The organism is Gemmatimonadota bacterium (genome assembly GCA_026706845.1).
GTDB lineage: Bacteria > Latescibacterota > UBA2968 > UBA2968 > UBA2968 > VXRD01.
In genome coordinates this window covers 1-16,884 of the sequence record JAPOXY010000080.1, presented here as the reverse complement: position 1 = coordinate 16,884, position 16,884 = coordinate 1, and the positions used below count along the sequence as shown (strand labels likewise).

Here is a 16,884-nt window from a genome sequence, read left to right as displayed (position 1 = left end):
TAATTCCTCAAGACCCCTCACCGCACTGTGAATTCCGCGATCAAAATTTGCGATGCATCTATCATCCCACCGGTTAATCGTCTTTTGGAGGAATAAACCCGACAATGAATCAACAAGTTTGGCATCAGATAGATATGTCATACGCATACGGGACAATAGACCTTTCGACTCATTGTCATTCAGTGCCTCAGAGAGTTCATCGGGAAAACACAATGCCCAGCGGCGAGCTATTTCCTTTACCTCCCCATTTTCAGATTTCCAGTTCAAAGATAGCGCACGGCGCAAAGAAGAAATCGCTTTTTGCCGGTAATCGTCAATGACTTCAGAGAGTTCATCTTTGCATTTTTTGAGTGATTCCAACAACACATGTTGCTCATCAATTGGGCAGTCCAATGCTGTTGGAATGCGCTCAAATAGCAGTCGCACCGGATCAGACTGCTGACGAAGTACTATTTGGAAGCGATGAGTTTGCGGTGTCAAATATCTCGTGGAAAGTGCGCCCGCAGGAAGCCCTGCCTTCCAGTTTTCAAGCGCGTCATAGCAGGCTCGAATGAGCTCATTTCCAGTTGCTAACCTTGCTTGACTGCCAAAGAGTTCGAGAACAGCGTTGAGATAATCGCGTTTGGTCTGATCGATATCCAAGACAATAAATTCATACTCTTTCGGTTCACGACATAACTGTTCAATCTCAGAAGGCAAAATATCAGATACGTAACCTCCCCCCTTATAGCGTAACGAATATACACTGGGAAACGCTTTGAGACCTGCGGCAAAGAGAATAGGGAGCAAACCAGCGCGAATTCCAAAGGGTGGTTCCATCAGTTCATCAAAGAGATCTGGGATATCCTTAGACTTTTCCGATGAAACTGTGAAAAACTGCTGAACTTTTTCCCATACTTTTTGAAGTCCAGGATCTTCAACTTGGTCGGGTAAAGCGTATTTCCAATCCTCTCCCTTATCAGTGTAATATAGACCTGTATGCAAGAGAATGGTCCGGAACATGGACGCTTCCGGGGGATTGCCTTCTATACCCAGCATCTCCTGACCCGAACGCTCAAGAATCCCGAGCAAGAGCTTCTTACGCGAATTGACTAGAGTAGGAGTAGGCTTGTGCCGAACAATCATCTCATTGTTGATCTTGGGCGTAGAACGGAAAATCTTTGACACGATTTTAGATAGTTCGTCTCTCAAATCATAAGCATTTTCGACTGGTAACGTATTCCCTCTGTAAAACCAGCACGGCCCTTCACTACCCGGCAGGATCAATCGATCAAGGAGCTTTTGAAGATAGCTACGGGCATCATCTGTCATCTGTTGAATTTCAGACAACACCATCGGATCCGATCCCACCATCTCATCATCCCCCTGCATCTGAATTAAACACCACACTTCCAAAGCTGCCTCAAATAGAGGGACAGGCACCCTGGGCACCGCAAGAATAACTCGTTCGTCGCACAGATATTTGGAAGTCAGATTCTCTGCTTCCTGTAATTCCTCCGCTGTTTCAGCAATCACATATATAATCTTCGCATCACATCCAACAGGCACATTCAGATATTCGTCCAGTTTTTCCAAGCTACAATACTCTCCCTGTAGAAAACGCCTGATATGGAAGTCACTGTTATATCTGACTGGCCGCCAGACAGGAGGACTGGCCTCCTCCGTCAAAAAAGTAATGAAATCGAAAGTTCTTCGCTGCCGCGCCTTCTCTTCTTCGAGCCTGCCTCGAAGGTCGGCATCCGTTCCATGCCACACAGAAACTTCATCACTGTGTTTTCTGTGTAAAAGGAGTTTCTTGTCTATGAGTTCTGCAACAACCGCTTCTTCTTGCTGCGACCCATTACTGACTACCCCAGTACCTGCATAGCCGCGCAGGGCAAATAGCAGCAAATCGCGGGGCGTGCGAGACCGCTCACCATTCACACCAAAACCCAACAGACTTGTAGTTCTCAGTGCCGTTGCCGCCTGATCATTATCATCGTCGAGCTTTGAGAGGGCATTCTGTGTTTCAAGCCATTGTCTATATGTTCCACCTACAGCCGTATCTGTACGCATCTCCGGTGAAAAATATTCGTAGAGATGGTCCGGGCTAACGGGATTTTGAAAATCTATGAAATTAAGAAAACTGAACAACGTCCTTTCGTTCTGCGCGACCCGACCAGAAATGCGCGGTAGCAAATACAAAGTGGTGGGTTCCAGGGGATATGCACGGCGCAAGAGCGACTGGAGTTCTGATATAGTAAAGTCGGAAAACAGCCCAAGTTGCTTGCACTCTAATGCAGAAGATTTTGCTTGTTCATCAAGCAAGATATTAGAGCGATTCTGTTCGGAAACCACTTCTGATAGCAAACGGTATATTTCCTTGCTATCGTCGATATACTGAATGGTCTGGAAGCGACCCTCAATTTTTCTCCATTCTGCACGAACCGAAGCCGGTGAATTGCTCGCATATTGCAACAATTCCTGGTGCAACAATAAGCCGAGCGTTACGGGAATAGCTATAGACCGACTCACACACTCAGCTAATAATTGAATTTCACTCAAAGCAGCAGAACGCCCCTCGGCAATCAAAGACTCAATATGGCGTCCAAACTCATCCCACAAAATCACAATCCGATCACAGCCTGCGGCCCGTACTTTATCCCGAACCGTGCCGAGCAATTCAATTGCCTGATCAATCGTTTCACATGGCATTGACGCAATCGTACGCGCCTGACGACCGAGTTTTAAGCGCCCCATCCCTTTGAGCGCGGCATCCTTCAGACTCTCGCCCAAATTTTCACAATAGCCCTGCAATGCTAGCACAAGCCCTTTGTCTTTCCCGTTGCGACGCTCTCTAGCAAACTTACTCAAATCTGGGCTAACTGCTTCCAGCTTGTCTTCAATAGCAAATAATGTTTCATCGGCATCAGGGCGATTCTCAATCAAATGCAACAAATAGGTCGCCGTAATTGATTTCCCCGTGCCATAGGGCGCAACAACAAAAAAGGCGCGATCAGGCGTCTGGCCCGCAAGTGCCTTGAGCAGCGACACACTCTTGGCTGTAGGCTGGTAGTGTGCAATCCGATTCGGATATTCTGCATCGTATTGTATGTTGATAGAACGCAGAAATACTTCAGCATCAAATTTGGCTGTTATTTCAAGCTGCATGCTGATCTCTCCATTGGATCATGTCGTAGTGATTTCTCAACCAATCAACGGGTTGCATTCGCCGAATGCGTATTCTTCTATCTCCTGCGAGACCATCCACCTGGATGTTCTTATTTGGGTCCGCGTTTTCCGCCTGAAGAGCAAGCGACAATAGGGATTCACTCGTCAGTACAAATGCTCTGCCTGGACCGCCTAGGCACGTTGCTGCCTCTCTCACGGATATAGGGAATGTATCCTTGCCTGTCCTGGACTCCTCAAATGCTATGGAGAGGACATAGCCCAATAAATGAGTGGGAATCTCCTTTTCCCCTTGATGCACCTGATAATATTCTGATGAGCGAAAATAGCTCAATAACCCCAGTTCGACGAATGGGCACTCAAGCGCATCTTCCGGATCTTTGTCTTCTGTTGGAATATTCCTGGCATAGCTCTGCAACAGACAGGCAACATCTCGATCAATGGTATTTTCACTGGGTGGGCGAGATCGTAAGTTTCCCACATCGCGCATTAGACGATTTATGCACATAGACTTTTCAAATCGGGAGTGAGTAAAAGTATTGAAGAACCATTTCCATGTATATACCTGCGTCTGGGGAGCAACCAGATTAACGTGCAAAGCCCACCATGTCCCAATATCAACAAAATAACGGTCTCGCTCATAAATAAGCTGGCCAAGCTCAGTTTCTTTTAAACGGGTCTGACGCCCACTACCTGTCTCGCGCTCTGCCAATCCTGTTACCTCCAGCCAGTGGCGAATAGAACGAGACATATTTTTTCCAACGCCGAGAAAATCTGCAACATATTCATGATATAGCAACTCGGGTTCCTCAATGAGCAGCTTGAGTCCTTTGTGAAGCCACCCCTCTCGAATTGCAAAAGTTTCGTGTCCACTAAACTTCATCATCCCACCTCCGCTAAAAGCGACAATCTTCGCCGACTGAACCTCCGCAATTGTTCACACAATCGCGCCAAATGTGCAACTGTCTCATCGACATCTTCAACCATATTAAACTCCGAAAAACTAAACCGAATACTCGCATAAGCCTCTGGTTCAGATAAACCCATAGCACGCAACACATACGAAGGCTCGGGCCGCTGATTGGTGCATGCCGAACTCTGTGAACACCGAACCCCCTCTTGGTCCAACCGTGCCACAAGTGCCTGACCATCCACATCTCGAAACAGCAAATTTGTCGTATTACAAACCCGCATATCGGGATCGCCATTAATCTCCACATCGGGTACTCGATCAATGACCGACTGCTCAAAGTGGTCCCGAAGCGAAGCCAGAAGCACCTGCACATCCTTGAACCGATCTAACCGCAACCGAGCCGCAGTTCCTATGCCAATAATACCCGGCACATTCTCTGTCCCTGGTCGCAAACCACCTTCTTGCGGCCCACCCCAAAGCAATGGCAACAAACCTTTGGACGACCTCACATAGAGTGCCCCAACGCCCTGTGGTCCGTGGAATTTGTGAGCGGTAAAAGTCAAAAAATTAACGGGCAGTTCTGTTACAGAAACGGGCAATTTGCCAACAGCCTGCGCCGCATCGGTGTGAAATAACACCCCCCGGGATTGACAAAGTCGGGCAATCTGCTCAACGGGTAAAATTGCGCCTGTTTCATTATTCACCCACTGCACGGAAACCAGATCAGTATTTGGCGTAACCGCCTCATCCAATATCTCCCAAACCAACTGCCCACAGCGATCCACCGGAACAGATACGACCTCAACGCCTCTTGCACTGAGATAATCGTTCATCTTCACAATTGACGAGTGTTCTACGGTCGTCGTCACAATGCGAACCCGTTTTTCCGTTGGGGCGCGTTGAACAACAGAATTAAACACCGTATTATTCGCCTCGGTCCCACTCCCCATAAACACAATCTGATCGGCCTCAGCCCCCACCAACTTTGCAACGGCTTCACGCGCTACAACCATTGCTTCGCGCACCCGGTCACCAGCCGAATGTGCGCTCGACGGATTGCCAAAATCCTCGCCCAATACACCCATCATTGCCTCGCGCACCTCGGGGAAAGGTCGCGTCGTCGCATTATTGTCTAAATACACTTCACGCATGATCGACTCTAAAGCAAAATTCGTGCCTGAAATGGAAGAATTCAATGGGGGAATCGCATTGGAGTTACCGGCAATGTGCTGCGCGTGGCAGCTAAAATCATGCCGCAATGATAGGTGCTATTCCTATCGTCACGCCTGTAGGTCTGAAGTAGGCGTATAGAGGGGAGAGGTTGCTTTTAAAGCTTAATCCGCAGCAAAAACAAAGGGAATTATATACGAAAATGACGAAGATCTTAAAAACAATTTCGAAAGTGCTTGTCTGGGTGCGTTCTTTTTTGTAAAGCCTCTAAAAGTAATAGGTTATTAGCATTTCGTGTTTATTATAGTGAAAAACTGTCCTTTTGTTAAGCGATTTCTGTTACTTTCTCACAAAAATCGCTCACATTTAGACCCTGTTTCATCTGGGCAAGTGGTACATATCTTTCACATGACCACCTATTTATCGCTCAAAATATACAGAGATTGTTCTGCGCCAAACAGACGATTCTCAAATTCAAGTTGTGAACAAGGGTATAATACAGCATATTGAAAACACAATAAAGGTATTTGATGCTGTCCATTATCATTATCAAGGAGGGTATCATGGATCTCATCCGCGAATCATCTCTTTTTCAATCCCTTACCCAACAAAGCAGAGAGGAAAGTTTTGAGCAGGGCATTGAGCAAGGGGAAAGAAAAAGCACGCTCGAAGATATCCTTGAAGTGTTGGAGATTCGATTTGATCTTCCTGCATCACATTCCTTATCTGATCGCATCGCGGATATTGAAGATTTACAACGCCTCAAGCAGTTGCACCGCGCAGCGATACAGGTGTCCAATCTCGATGAATTTGGACGCCTGTTAGATTCAACGATGTGATCTCTTTTTAAATAACCAACCGCTTCACCTCATGCTTCTTAGCGAAATACACATTATTTCCCATCACAGGACCGGGGATTTGGAAAGCGTCTTCTTCCTCGTACAGGGGCGTAATGGCACGGTGGGCTGGATCGAACGCATAAAAAGACCCCGTCGTAAAACCGTATAGCTTCCCATCTGGTCCATTTTGAAGACCCAGATCCAGCGGACGATCATCTAAGGGAATCGCATAGTGAAACGCCCGCGAAACAGGATCAAACGCAAACAGAACAGGACCCTCATCGCCCAGAGCCGTACCGTACAGCAACCCATCCTCGCCGACAACAAGTGCATTAATCGCCGAAATCTGCCTATCGAGCGTACCCTCCCACACCTTCTCTCCCCGCTCATAATCCCACAAAAACAACACCGCCTGTGAAACCCGCGGACGGGTACCGGACCCCCCGTTAATCGTCGTCCCCACCGCGAGCAAATCCTGGCGAAACAGCCATGCCAGCGACCAGCAACTCGCCTCACCGGCAATATCGCGGTAAGACCCAAACTGCTCCGTACCCGGATCGAACCACGACAGCGGACCACCCCACAAACCGTAATCCGGAACAGACGCAATCCACACCCGATCCATCGGACCCGTCACCATCGCACGGGGGCGATAGGACACCTCATCCACACGCCCTAAATCGCGCGGATTGCTATCAGCCTTCAATCCAAATTCATACGGACGCGAAGGATCATACACCGACAGCCTCGCACCGGGATAAGAACAAATATAGAGCTTCCCGTTCAAATTCCCCATCGAATACGCTTCTCCAGTCGCCGTGGAACAAACCCCCAGATCCGTCATCTCGCCCGAAGAAGGCACATACCGAAACAAATGCAACGGCAAAATACTTGACCCGTATATATTGTCATCTGGCCCGCGATGCACCAAAAACAAATCGCTCCCTGCTGACTTGTATGCAATGGGCAATTGCCTCGTCGCCCCCGTCTCGGGATGTGTAATACCAACCACGCGGTACATCTGCGTATCCCGATCCGCAAAATCAACAATCGAGCCATCGGACATCGTCGGCAGCGTTTCAGACTCGGGAAGCGACGCCACCCGAACCGCTTCAAAACCCGCCAGACGAAAATTGCCCTCAGACGACGCGATATAAAGCACCCCATCAGACGCCCGCATCAACGCCGACGCCCCACCATCCTCCTTTGCCACAACCGGTCCTACCGGCTTATGAACACCCGACTTCGGATCCAACACCACCACATGGGGCCGCGTCATCTTAATCTCGCACGCAACCGTCCCATCGGGCGCACACATCGGATAACAATACATATCCGTCTCATCCATCCGTCCATACCGCACAAACTCACCCGTCCTCGGATCGTAACTCGTCAACCCCGCCGAACCGTAACACCCGATCCACAGCACCCCCTGGGCATCCTCATCAATACGGCAGGGAAACGTATCATCCGGCAAATTGATCGCACCCAAATTATCCAAACGCCCCGCCTTTGGATCATAGCAAAACAAATACCCCGCGTACGCCGCCCCGATATAAATCACACCACTTCGACTCAGCAACGTCGCCGTCGGATAATGCGCCGAAGGCAGCGTCGCCGTCACCTGATCCGTATCACCCGTAACCGGATCGATCTTCACCACCATAAAACCATCTGCCTGCTGGCCCATCACAGCCACCAGACAATCGCGACCCTCTGCATTCAGCGCCGGAAAAATACGCACCCAATTGACACTGCGGATCGGCACGCCAAGAGTATGAACAGAAGACACGACACACCCCCAAAAAAATATGGGATGACCCGTTCCTGGATCATCCCACAACAATCAAAACTGATATTCCCGTTTGGTCTTAGACTTCTTCGGTTGACTGGGCGAGGGCAAAGACTGCGTATTCGAAGTGTGTACAGGACACGGGCGCTTGGGTTCAGTACCCGGCTTAAACACCTCCGTATAGCGCCTGGAACAATAAATAGACGCCACCTGGTATGTCTCCCCACAAACCTCCACCTTTGGAATATCCTCCGGCAACACAAAATCTTCAACCGGCAACTGAAGCACCGTGTGCGCGCGCCACATAAACTCCGCCCAAATCGGCAACGCCACAGCCGCACCCGACATCCGACGCCCCATCGACACCTTGGAATCAAACCCCACCCAAACCCCACACACAATCTGTGGCGTAAACCCAATAAACCACGCATCGGCATACTCCTGCGTCGTACCCGTCTTCCCCGCGGCGGGACGACGAAATCCATAAGCCGTACGCGCACTCCACCCCGTACCCGTCAAAACCGCGTAATTTTCACCCGCCCGCATATCCAGAATCGACTGCATCAGATTCACAGTCACAGCCGCAGTCTCTTCGCTCAGCACAACCTGTTCGCGCCCCTGCACATTCTCCTCGAGCACATTCCCATTCTTATCTTCAATCTTCAAAATCGACATCGGCGTCACCCGAATACCCTTATTCGCCAGCGTCCCATAAGCCGACACCAATTCCAGCAACTTGACCTCACTCGTCCCCATCCCCAAAGACAAAACCGGTTGAACCTGCGAATCAATACCCATCTTCATCGCGTAATCCACCACCGTCTTTGGACCCACCTTTTCCAACACCTGGGTCGTCACCACATTGCGAGAACCCGCAAGCCCCTCGCGCATCGTCATCCACCCCAAAAATTTTCGGTCGTAATTCTCCGGCTGCCAATACGTCCCATCGTACATCTTAATCGACACAGCAGTATCGGGCAACCGCCACGTAGGCGTATGGCCCTTATCAACCGCAGCCGTATAAATAAAAGGCTTAAAAGCAGACCCCGGCTGCCGCAGAGCCTGCGTAGCGCGGTTAAACTTACTCTCTTCAAAATTGCGCCCGCCCACCATCGCCAGAATATGTCCCGTATGCGGATCCAGCGCCACCAGCGCCCCTTGCAATACCAGATTCGCCAGCGTATCCTGATGCGTCTTGATCTTCGCAAAAAATGCCGCATCCGGGGGATCGCGCTTCCAATTGGCAGCCACGCGATCTTTTATCCGCTCCATCAAATTTTGCGACACCACATCCTCTGCAATCTCCTGTAACCGACTATCCAGCGTCGTAGTAACAGTCGCGCCATCGTAAAGCACACTCAGCCCATAGGTATATTCCAAATACTTGCGGATATCCTCTGTAAAATAGGGCGCCTCTCCCACCTCCTCGCGATTCTCCTTCAAAACAATCGGACGCTGAGCAATCGAATCGTATTCTACCGCCGTAATCTTGCCCGACCCCCGCATATTGTACAACACCACATTATTGCGCCTATCCAGCGAGCGCTCGGGATGGTAAATCGGCGAATAGGGAAGCGGCCCCTTCAAAAGCCCGACCAACAACGCCCCCTCCTCCATCCTCAACCGCTCGACATCCTTCCCAAAAAAGCGGCGCGCAGCAGTCTGAATACCGTACGCACTATTGCCAAAATACATCTGATTAAAATACATCGTAATAATTTCGCGCTTGGTATAGGTGCGCTCCAAAAGCACGGCAGTCATCTGCTCCTGAATCTTCCGCTTCCACGTTGGATCCAGCGTCAAAAAAATATTGCGCGCCAATTGTTGCGTCAGCGTACTCGCACCGTGCCCTTTCAAAGTACCAGACGTATAAACATTGCGGAACACCACGCGGATAATATCGGGAACACTCACACCCCAGTGCCCCCAAAAACGCTGATCTTCCGTAACAATCAGAGCATCGATCACGGCACTCGGCAACTGCTCAAACGCAATGGGATCGCGCCTCTGCACCCAGAACTTCTTCAACTCGACCCCATCTCGAGAAAAAATATTAGTCGTTTGCGCGGGATCCACATCCTCCAACTTGTCAAAAGACGGCAAACCATCTTTGTACGCGTAAATCACCGCAGCAGCAATGCCCAAATACCCCACCGCGCAAATAACACAATAGATCGCCATACGGGAAAGATAGGGCCTTATCCAATGGATTATACGATCAATATAGGGTCTTATCCTATCCATCCTGACCTATTCCGGGTAAAGCCACGGCACGCGGCTGATGAGATAATCGCGTTGTTTCTCCATCATCACCTCAATCACAGCAGGACCTTCCAGCCCCAGAGTATCGGCAAAAACCGCTTCAAAACGGTCGGGATCATCCACGCGGATACCCCGTGCACCCAGAGACCGCGCCAGATCTGCAAGACGGGGCGTCTTCATATCCGTATCGATCACCCGACCATTAAAAGCCTGCGCCTGAGCGCCGCGAATCGCAGAAAGACTGCCATCATTGGAAACAACCGAAACCGTCTCAATACCGTGTTCGGCCGCAGTAGCGAGTTCACTCGCCGTCATCTGAAATCCGCCATCGCCGCAAAACGCCACAACCTGCTGATCTGGACACGCGAGCTTCGCGCCAATAGCAGCGGGAACCGCAAACCCCAGCGTAACCGAATGACTGGGATAGAGAAACGTACGCGGCACAGTAATCGGATACTCGTCAAACGCGCGATACCCAATAGACGTAACATCCACCACAATAATCGCATCCTCGGGAAGCGACTTGCGCGTAACCCCCATAATGGGCACTGGCGCGCGATTGGCCCCGGCTTCGGCACGCGTGCGCTCGACAAAATCGCCCCAATCCGCTGTATAACCACCCGCCACCTCGACAAGCTGGGGAATCGACAGCGCCAGATCGCCTGCAGCACCCGTTTCAATCGGATACTCGCGCCCAAGCTCTCGCGGATCGGGATCGAGTTGAACCTTGCGATCCGGCAGCGGAAGCGACCAGCTCCGCGTATCGATCTGCGTAAAGCGGCAGCCAATCGCGAGAAGCAAATCGGCACTGCCGAGAATCGTCTTACCCGCCTGCGCCGAACAATGCCCCACAGTCAGGGGATGACCATCTGGCATAACCCCCTTTCCCAAACGGGTATAAACAACGGGAATATTGAGCCCCTCTGCAAGAGAACGAAGCGCATCGGTAGCATTGGCGTGAATAACCGCGCTACCCGCCAGAATAGCCGGACATTTTGCCGCGCGAAGCACCGAGACCACGCGGTCAATATCCGCGCTATCCGGATACAGGCGATCCCCCTCAACTACAGGCGGAATATCCGCCACACCCTCTTCCGCAGCGACATCGGTCGGCAATTCAATAACCGCGGGACCAGGACGCGGAGCGCGCAGTGCCTTGAACGCACCGACAACCGCATCGGGAATTTCACCAACAGACCTGGGACGCGCAAAAAAGTGCGTAATCGACTTAAAAAAAGACGCTTGATCCAGACCGTGAAAACACTTGGCGCGATCCCGACCGTCAAAAGCAACCTCTGTCCCCCCGGTAATCAACAGCACGGGAACGCAATCCGTATGGGCATCCACCAGACCCGTAGAAGCATTTGTCGAACCAGGACCCGGAACAGTAAGCGCGACACCAACGCGCCCAGAAGCGCGCGCATACCCATTCGCAATCAAAGTCGCGCCCTGTTCGTGGCGGATGAGCAAATGGCGAATACCACCAGCGCGCAGCACCGCGTCGTAAAGATGAATATTCTGATTGCCGGGCATACCCGTAAGCATATCAACACCCTGCGCTTTCAGACTCTGGATAAGTACATCAGCACCAGTCATAAAAAATTCCTTTCAACGCATAAAAAGATCGAAATATTCTACCGCAGTCTTATCCCATGTAAACCCAGAACGCACATAATCGCGGGCTTCGCGTTCTATTTCTTCGCGCTCTGTTGCGGGCAATTGAAAAAAAACGTGAATCTGATCGACAAACGCCTGATAATCATTGGGCGGAATAAGATACCCCCCCTTGCTAACACTCTCCGTAAGCGCATCCACAGCAAAAGCAACAACAGGCGTACCATCGTGCATACACTCGAGATGGGTAATGCCAAACCCCTCCACATCGTTGGGATAGGGCACATTGGGCATAATAAAAAGATCGGCTTCTCCTCTGATAAATCCCAACTCTTCATCGCTCAGATAAAGCAACAACACGCGGTCTTGGAGACCATTTTCTTTCCAAATCTCGCGAATGCGCTCGGCATCTGGCCCAGAACCGCTAACGATCAGTTTGATATCTCGATTGAGCAACGGCACACCGCATGCCAAAAATTTAGCCACGCCTTTCCGAGGCACCTGCCTGCCGAAATTCAGAACAATTTTATCCCGCCCAAATTGAACGCCGTGTTCGGCTTCAAATCGCGCTTTGAGAGCCTCGCGCTGCGCCCTCGGAATACTGGGCGGATCGATACCGAGATAAATAATATCAATTTTTTCAGCGGGCACACCAGCCTGAATGGAAAGTTCTCTGGTAATTTGACTGATAACAGCCACCCTGTCACAAAACGAAACACCAAAGCGCATCATGCGGCTAAATATCGGATTGGAAAACGTCATCTCCAAACCGTAAATAGTCACCACAAAACGCACGCGCGTGAACAACCTCAGAAATGGCGCAATAGAACAAATCACGCCATCGCTAAAATAAATCGCATCAACCCGCCTGAAAATAACACAACAAAATGATATCAGAAACGCATAAGGCACGAACCAGATCAGATGCAAAAGCGAATCTCTACCCAGTGCCACCAGTTTGACCGAACACATCTCAATCAAACGATGATAGAGATTATAACAATGCGTCTGAATACCCCCCACACTGGGCGGGTAGCGACGCGCGAGAAAAAGGATGCGGAAGTTGTTTTTAGAAGACATAACTATGCAATATCCGCCTGCTCGCTGCGCTGAATCAATTCTCGTTCCGCCCGATCGCGGTCCGCCGCGTTATCAAGCGGAAAAACAGTCGCGCCGGGACAGGGTTTGGGATACAAAATGCGACTGGCACCGGCCTGTTTCATAGCCTCAACAACCGGTTTTGTATCGCACGCAAGCGCGATAATCGTGCCGCCACCCCCTGCACCAGCGAGCTTTGCCCCCAGTGCGCCGCCATCCAATGCAGCCTGAATCAGCCGCTCATTTTCCGGCCCCGATCCCCCCAGGTCGCGCTGAATCTCGTGATTCTCAATCATCAGCGCACCCAGATGCGCCCAATCTTTGGCGAGAATCGCGCGTTTGCCCATACGCGCCAAATGGGCAATCCGCAAATAACAACGCCGGACCTCTCGATCACCTGCCAACCAGCGCTCTCGAATAGGCAAATGAACAGTACCCGACGAGCGCTGGACACCCGTATGCCCCAACACAAAGGGATAATCCCCGACGTATTCGTGGAGCGGTTCAACAGTCGCATAAGGCTCATCGCCAAATGCGCGGTAAAACTGCTTGCCATTAAAATCCATATAATTCAAACCGCCAAACATGCACATATACGCATCTTGATACCCGCATAAAGCCATATAGTTCAACTCAATATGCCGCGCCATCTCAGCGCAAAAAAAAGGATGCTCATCGCGTCCCAGAAATGCAAAAATCGCGTTGAGAATAGACACACTCATAGCCGACGAACTGGAAAGCCCAGCGGAAAAAGGCACATTGCACGCCCAGCGCAGAGAAAATTTCGCACTGCCGAGATCCAAAAAATGGACGATAGCCTTCGCCACATCAAAATAACCGCCATCCGGATACAGATCTTCGGGGCGATGCACGTCAAAGCGCTGCCCGGCAACTTCAAAACTGAGCACATCGGACGGCGCAATCAGAACCGCGGCGCGTTCTCGCGTCGAACACGAAATAACGCTACCGCCGTACATATCGGTGGGATTTCCAATAATGCCACACCGCCCTGGGGCAGTGGAAAAAAACGCATGGGTCATTAGAATTGTCTCAGGCGCTTTTGCAGGTACTGGCGGAGAAGGTACCCATAGCGCTGATCGAAAAGGGCAAAATCGATAAAGGATTTGAAATACGATTCAAAATCGCCAATATCATAGCGCAATTCTTCGGGATACAACTTGATACAGCGAACAGTATGTCCCATTTTAATAAGTGTCGAAATCGCATCTGTAAGCTCGAGCTTGCCCCTGTAACTGGGAGATGTGCGTTTGAGAGCAATAAAAATTTCTGGATTAAAAATATAACGCGCGGCCACGCCGAGATTGCTCGGTGCATTTTCCGGTGCGGGCTTCTCCACAATATGCGCGATTTCAAAATCGTCTTCAGACTCGCCGTTCACAGGCTCGACAATACCATACTGGTTTTCTTCGCCCTCAGGCACTTCAACAACCGCAATAGTACAACTGGCGCCATTTTCTCGATGCGATTTGATCATCCGTCGCAAGAGACCCGCATGATTGCCCGATTTGATAATCGTATCGCCAAACGCCACCACAAATGGCTCGCCGGCAACAAAGTCCTCAGCCCTGCTAATGGCATCGCCTATGCCCGCGGGCGTAATATGACCGGAAGGAATAATTTGTCGCGTATAAAAAAATTTAACCCCTTCTCTTTCATAATCGAGTTCATCGAGCAAATTCTCGTGATCGCTCTCCGAGAGATAATTCTGCAATTCCGGATCCCGATCAAAATGATCTTCTATCGTACGCTTATCCTTTCCCGTCACAAAGAGTATTTTCTTTAACCCCTGTTCAATCACCTCTTCAACCACATACTGAACCACGGGTTTCCGTCCCACGGGCAACATCTCTTTGGGCTGAGATTTGGTCGCAGGCAACAGACTCGTACCCAAACCGGCAACCGGAATAACGACTTTTTCAATCTCCATAGCGCGATGCTCCTCCAAATGCCAAACGCTTGACAGAGTGCAATTTGTCCCTTAGAATATCAATAAAAAATAACAGGAGAAACTTGTAGAACGCAAGGTAAAAGAATTTCATCATGTTAAACAAACAAATAACAGACTCCCGCGCGTGGACTGCTGAGACAATTGATGCGTCTTCTGACTGGTATTACCCCTTGTCTGAAAGCTATTTATCTGCGCTCGACAGCGAAGTGCAAAAACATGCGGACGCAATATCTGATCTTCGCGTCTCCGACACCATCGCCTGGGCGCCGTGTCTCCAACCCATTCTGGACGCATTGCAAACCGGACGAGGATTTGCCATCATCGAGCGCTTGCCCGTAGAATATTACACGCAGGACGAAGCGCGAGCCGCATATTGGATGGTAGGGCAATGTTTGGGCGTACCCTTTGAACAAAATATCGAAGGCACGCTACTCTACGACGTGCGAGACACCGGACGAGATGTAAAATCGGGCGCGCGCTTTTCCGTAACCAATGCAGAAAGTTCGTTTCACACAGATGGCGCATTCGGAACACAAGTACCCGAAATAGTCGGCCTGTTATGTATCAAAACCGCGCGGACAGGTGGGCGCAGCCAATTAATCAGTGCCTGTGCAGTATACAATATATTACACCGTCAAGCGCCCAATGTTCTAAACGCGCTTTACTCATCTTTCTATTTTGACCGACGCGGACAATTTCTCCCGGGCGAAGCACCTGTAAAAAAGACCCCTGTTTTTTACTGGGACAAACAAACACTGATCATGCGCTACCTGCACTATTATATCCAGGTGGGACATCGAGAAGCAGATATACCACTCACATCAGAACAAGAGCGCGCACTACAAGCCGTTGAAGACATATTAAAGCGTCCCGAAATGCGTGTGGAATTTGATCTCACACCCGGACAAATGCTATTTACCAACAACGACTGGATCCTGCACAACCGAACGGCTTTTGAAGACCATCCAGACCCAGACCAAAGACGGCATTACGTGCGACTGTGGTTGATGCAAAAGGACAATGTAGATGGCTGCATTGAGAACCGCGATTGAAGACCGCAAAAGCCGGTGGCAGATCAGTCTGTTGTTGGACGAGCAGGCTGTCAGTGGTCTCGGTGTGGTAAAAAAACACATGCAGATCGATTCTGCTGTTGTAAAAATGGGTGGCATTGCCGGTGTATGGACGGATTCCAATCATCGCCGGAAAGGATATGCCAGTCAGGCCATGTGGGAATCAATTGCACTGATGGAGCGCCAGAACTGCGACATGAGCATTTTGTTTGGCATTGACGATTTTTACCATCGATATGGGTATGCCGTGGTATTTGCCAATCAGTCTATGTGGTTGAAAACATCGCAATTATTGTCGCTGAACGGCCCTTTGAAAGCGCGGAGAGGGCGCAGGGCTGATCACGAGACAATGCGCCGATTGTACAAAAATTACAATGCCGCGCGCTCAGGCATGGACGCACGTCAAAAGAACTGGAAGCCGAGATGGTATATGCCAAATCTGGGCAAAGATACGGTTCGCCGTGCGGGAAAATTTCTGGTGGTGTATGACGCTCGGGACCGGGTGCGTGGATATGCAGTTTACGACATACAGGCGGGGCGCACCGTGGTAACAGAAGTCTGCGGAAAGGACCGCGAAGCACTTGCCTCTGTCGGGAAGACCATCGCAAGACGAGCAAAACGTGCAGGCGCTGAAGAAGTACTCTTTCATCTGCCTTGCGATGATCCATTTATCTCGCTGTGCATACCCCTGGGATGTGCGTGTTTGATCGCGTATCCGTTTAATCAAAGTGCAATGGGACGCATTATCCATCTGAATCGTCTGATGAAAAAATTGCTGCCCGTATTCCAAAAACGATGGGCGCACTCAGAATTGAATTGGACAGGTGAATTTGCCATTGATACAGACATTGGGCGCGTGGGCTTCGAGATTTCCGAATCGGATATTGTCATGGCCGATGTTGGTGGCCGTGCCCGGGTGTCAATGCCTCAAATGGCGTTGACACAACTGGTAATGGGGTATCGACAGGTAGTAGATATTGCTTATAATG

At 50.2% G+C, this 16,884-nt stretch carries 12 protein-coding genes; 3 read left to right on the top strand and 9 right to left on the bottom strand.

The features are described 5' to 3' along the window. From OXG87_07845 to OXG87_07835, 3 genes are all read right to left on the bottom strand, one after another. The coding region (locus tag OXG87_07845) for a hypothetical protein (protein ID MCY3869456.1) at positions 1 to 3,150 on the bottom strand (3,150 nt) is incomplete at its 3' end. Next, positions 3,140 to 4,054 (bottom strand): DUF4007 family protein, encoded by a 915-nt coding sequence (locus OXG87_07840; GenBank protein MCY3869455.1) that lies wholly within the window; start codon positions 4,052 to 4,054, stop codon positions 3,140 to 3,142. The genes OXG87_07840 and OXG87_07845, both read right to left, overlap by 11 nt. After that, positions 4,051 to 5,232: a cysteine desulfurase family protein gene (locus tag OXG87_07835; protein ID MCY3869454.1), complete on the bottom strand. Its 1,182-nt coding sequence runs from the start codon at positions 5,230 to 5,232 to the stop codon at positions 4,051 to 4,053. Before OXG87_07835 ends, OXG87_07840 begins: the two co-directional genes overlap by 4 nt. 582 nt (positions 5,233 to 5,814) lie before the next feature. On the opposite strand from OXG87_07835, the gene OXG87_07830 reads away from it, so the two are divergent. Beyond that, complete coding sequence (locus OXG87_07830; GenBank protein ID MCY3869453.1) at positions 5,815 to 6,090, top strand: hypothetical protein; 276 nt, start codon at positions 5,815 to 5,817, stop codon at positions 6,088 to 6,090. 7 nt (positions 6,091 to 6,097) lie between these two features. Here OXG87_07830 and OXG87_07825 read toward each other — a convergent pair whose 3' ends face one another. From OXG87_07825 to OXG87_07800, 6 genes are all read right to left on the bottom strand, one after another. Beyond that, a complete protein-coding gene (locus tag OXG87_07825; protein ID MCY3869452.1) occupies positions 6,098 to 7,882 on the bottom strand; it encodes a hypothetical protein in 1,785 nt (594 codons plus the stop codon). Between the two features lie 54 nt (positions 7,883 to 7,936). Continuing rightward, a complete protein-coding gene (locus OXG87_07820) occupies positions 7,937 to 10,063 on the bottom strand; it encodes a PBP1A family penicillin-binding protein (protein ID MCY3869451.1) in 2,127 nt (708 codons plus the stop codon). A 69-nt stretch (positions 10,064 to 10,132) separates the two neighbouring features. Next, positions 10,133 to 11,740, bottom strand: coding sequence for a thiamine pyrophosphate-binding protein (locus tag OXG87_07815; GenBank protein MCY3869450.1), 1,608 nt, complete (start codon positions 11,738 to 11,740; stop codon positions 10,133 to 10,135). A 12-nt stretch (positions 11,741 to 11,752) separates the two neighbouring features. After that, positions 11,753 to 12,838 (bottom strand): glycosyltransferase family 4 protein, encoded by a 1,086-nt coding sequence (locus tag OXG87_07810; GenBank protein ID MCY3869449.1) that lies wholly within the window; start codon positions 12,836 to 12,838, stop codon positions 11,753 to 11,755. A 2-nt stretch (positions 12,839 to 12,840) separates the two neighbouring features. Then, complete coding sequence (locus OXG87_07805) at positions 12,841 to 13,896, bottom strand: hypothetical protein (GenBank protein MCY3869448.1); 1,056 nt, start codon at positions 13,894 to 13,896, stop codon at positions 12,841 to 12,843. Beyond that, the gene (locus tag OXG87_07800; protein ID MCY3869447.1) at positions 13,896 to 14,804 is read right to left on the bottom strand and encodes a UTP--glucose-1-phosphate uridylyltransferase; all 909 of its coding nucleotides are present in this window, start codon (positions 14,802 to 14,804) and stop codon (positions 13,896 to 13,898) included. The genes OXG87_07805 and OXG87_07800 overlap by 1 nt, the downstream gene beginning before the upstream one ends. Before the next feature lie 113 nt (positions 14,805 to 14,917). On the opposite strand from OXG87_07800, the gene OXG87_07795 reads away from it, so the two are divergent. After that, a complete protein-coding gene (locus OXG87_07795) occupies positions 14,918 to 15,877 on the top strand; it encodes a TauD/TfdA family dioxygenase (GenBank protein ID MCY3869446.1) in 960 nt (319 codons plus the stop codon). After that, positions 15,852 to 16,884: GNAT family N-acetyltransferase (locus OXG87_07790; GenBank protein ID MCY3869445.1), on the top strand; the 1,033-nt coding region annotated here is incomplete at its 3' end. The genes OXG87_07795 and OXG87_07790, both read left to right, overlap by 26 nt.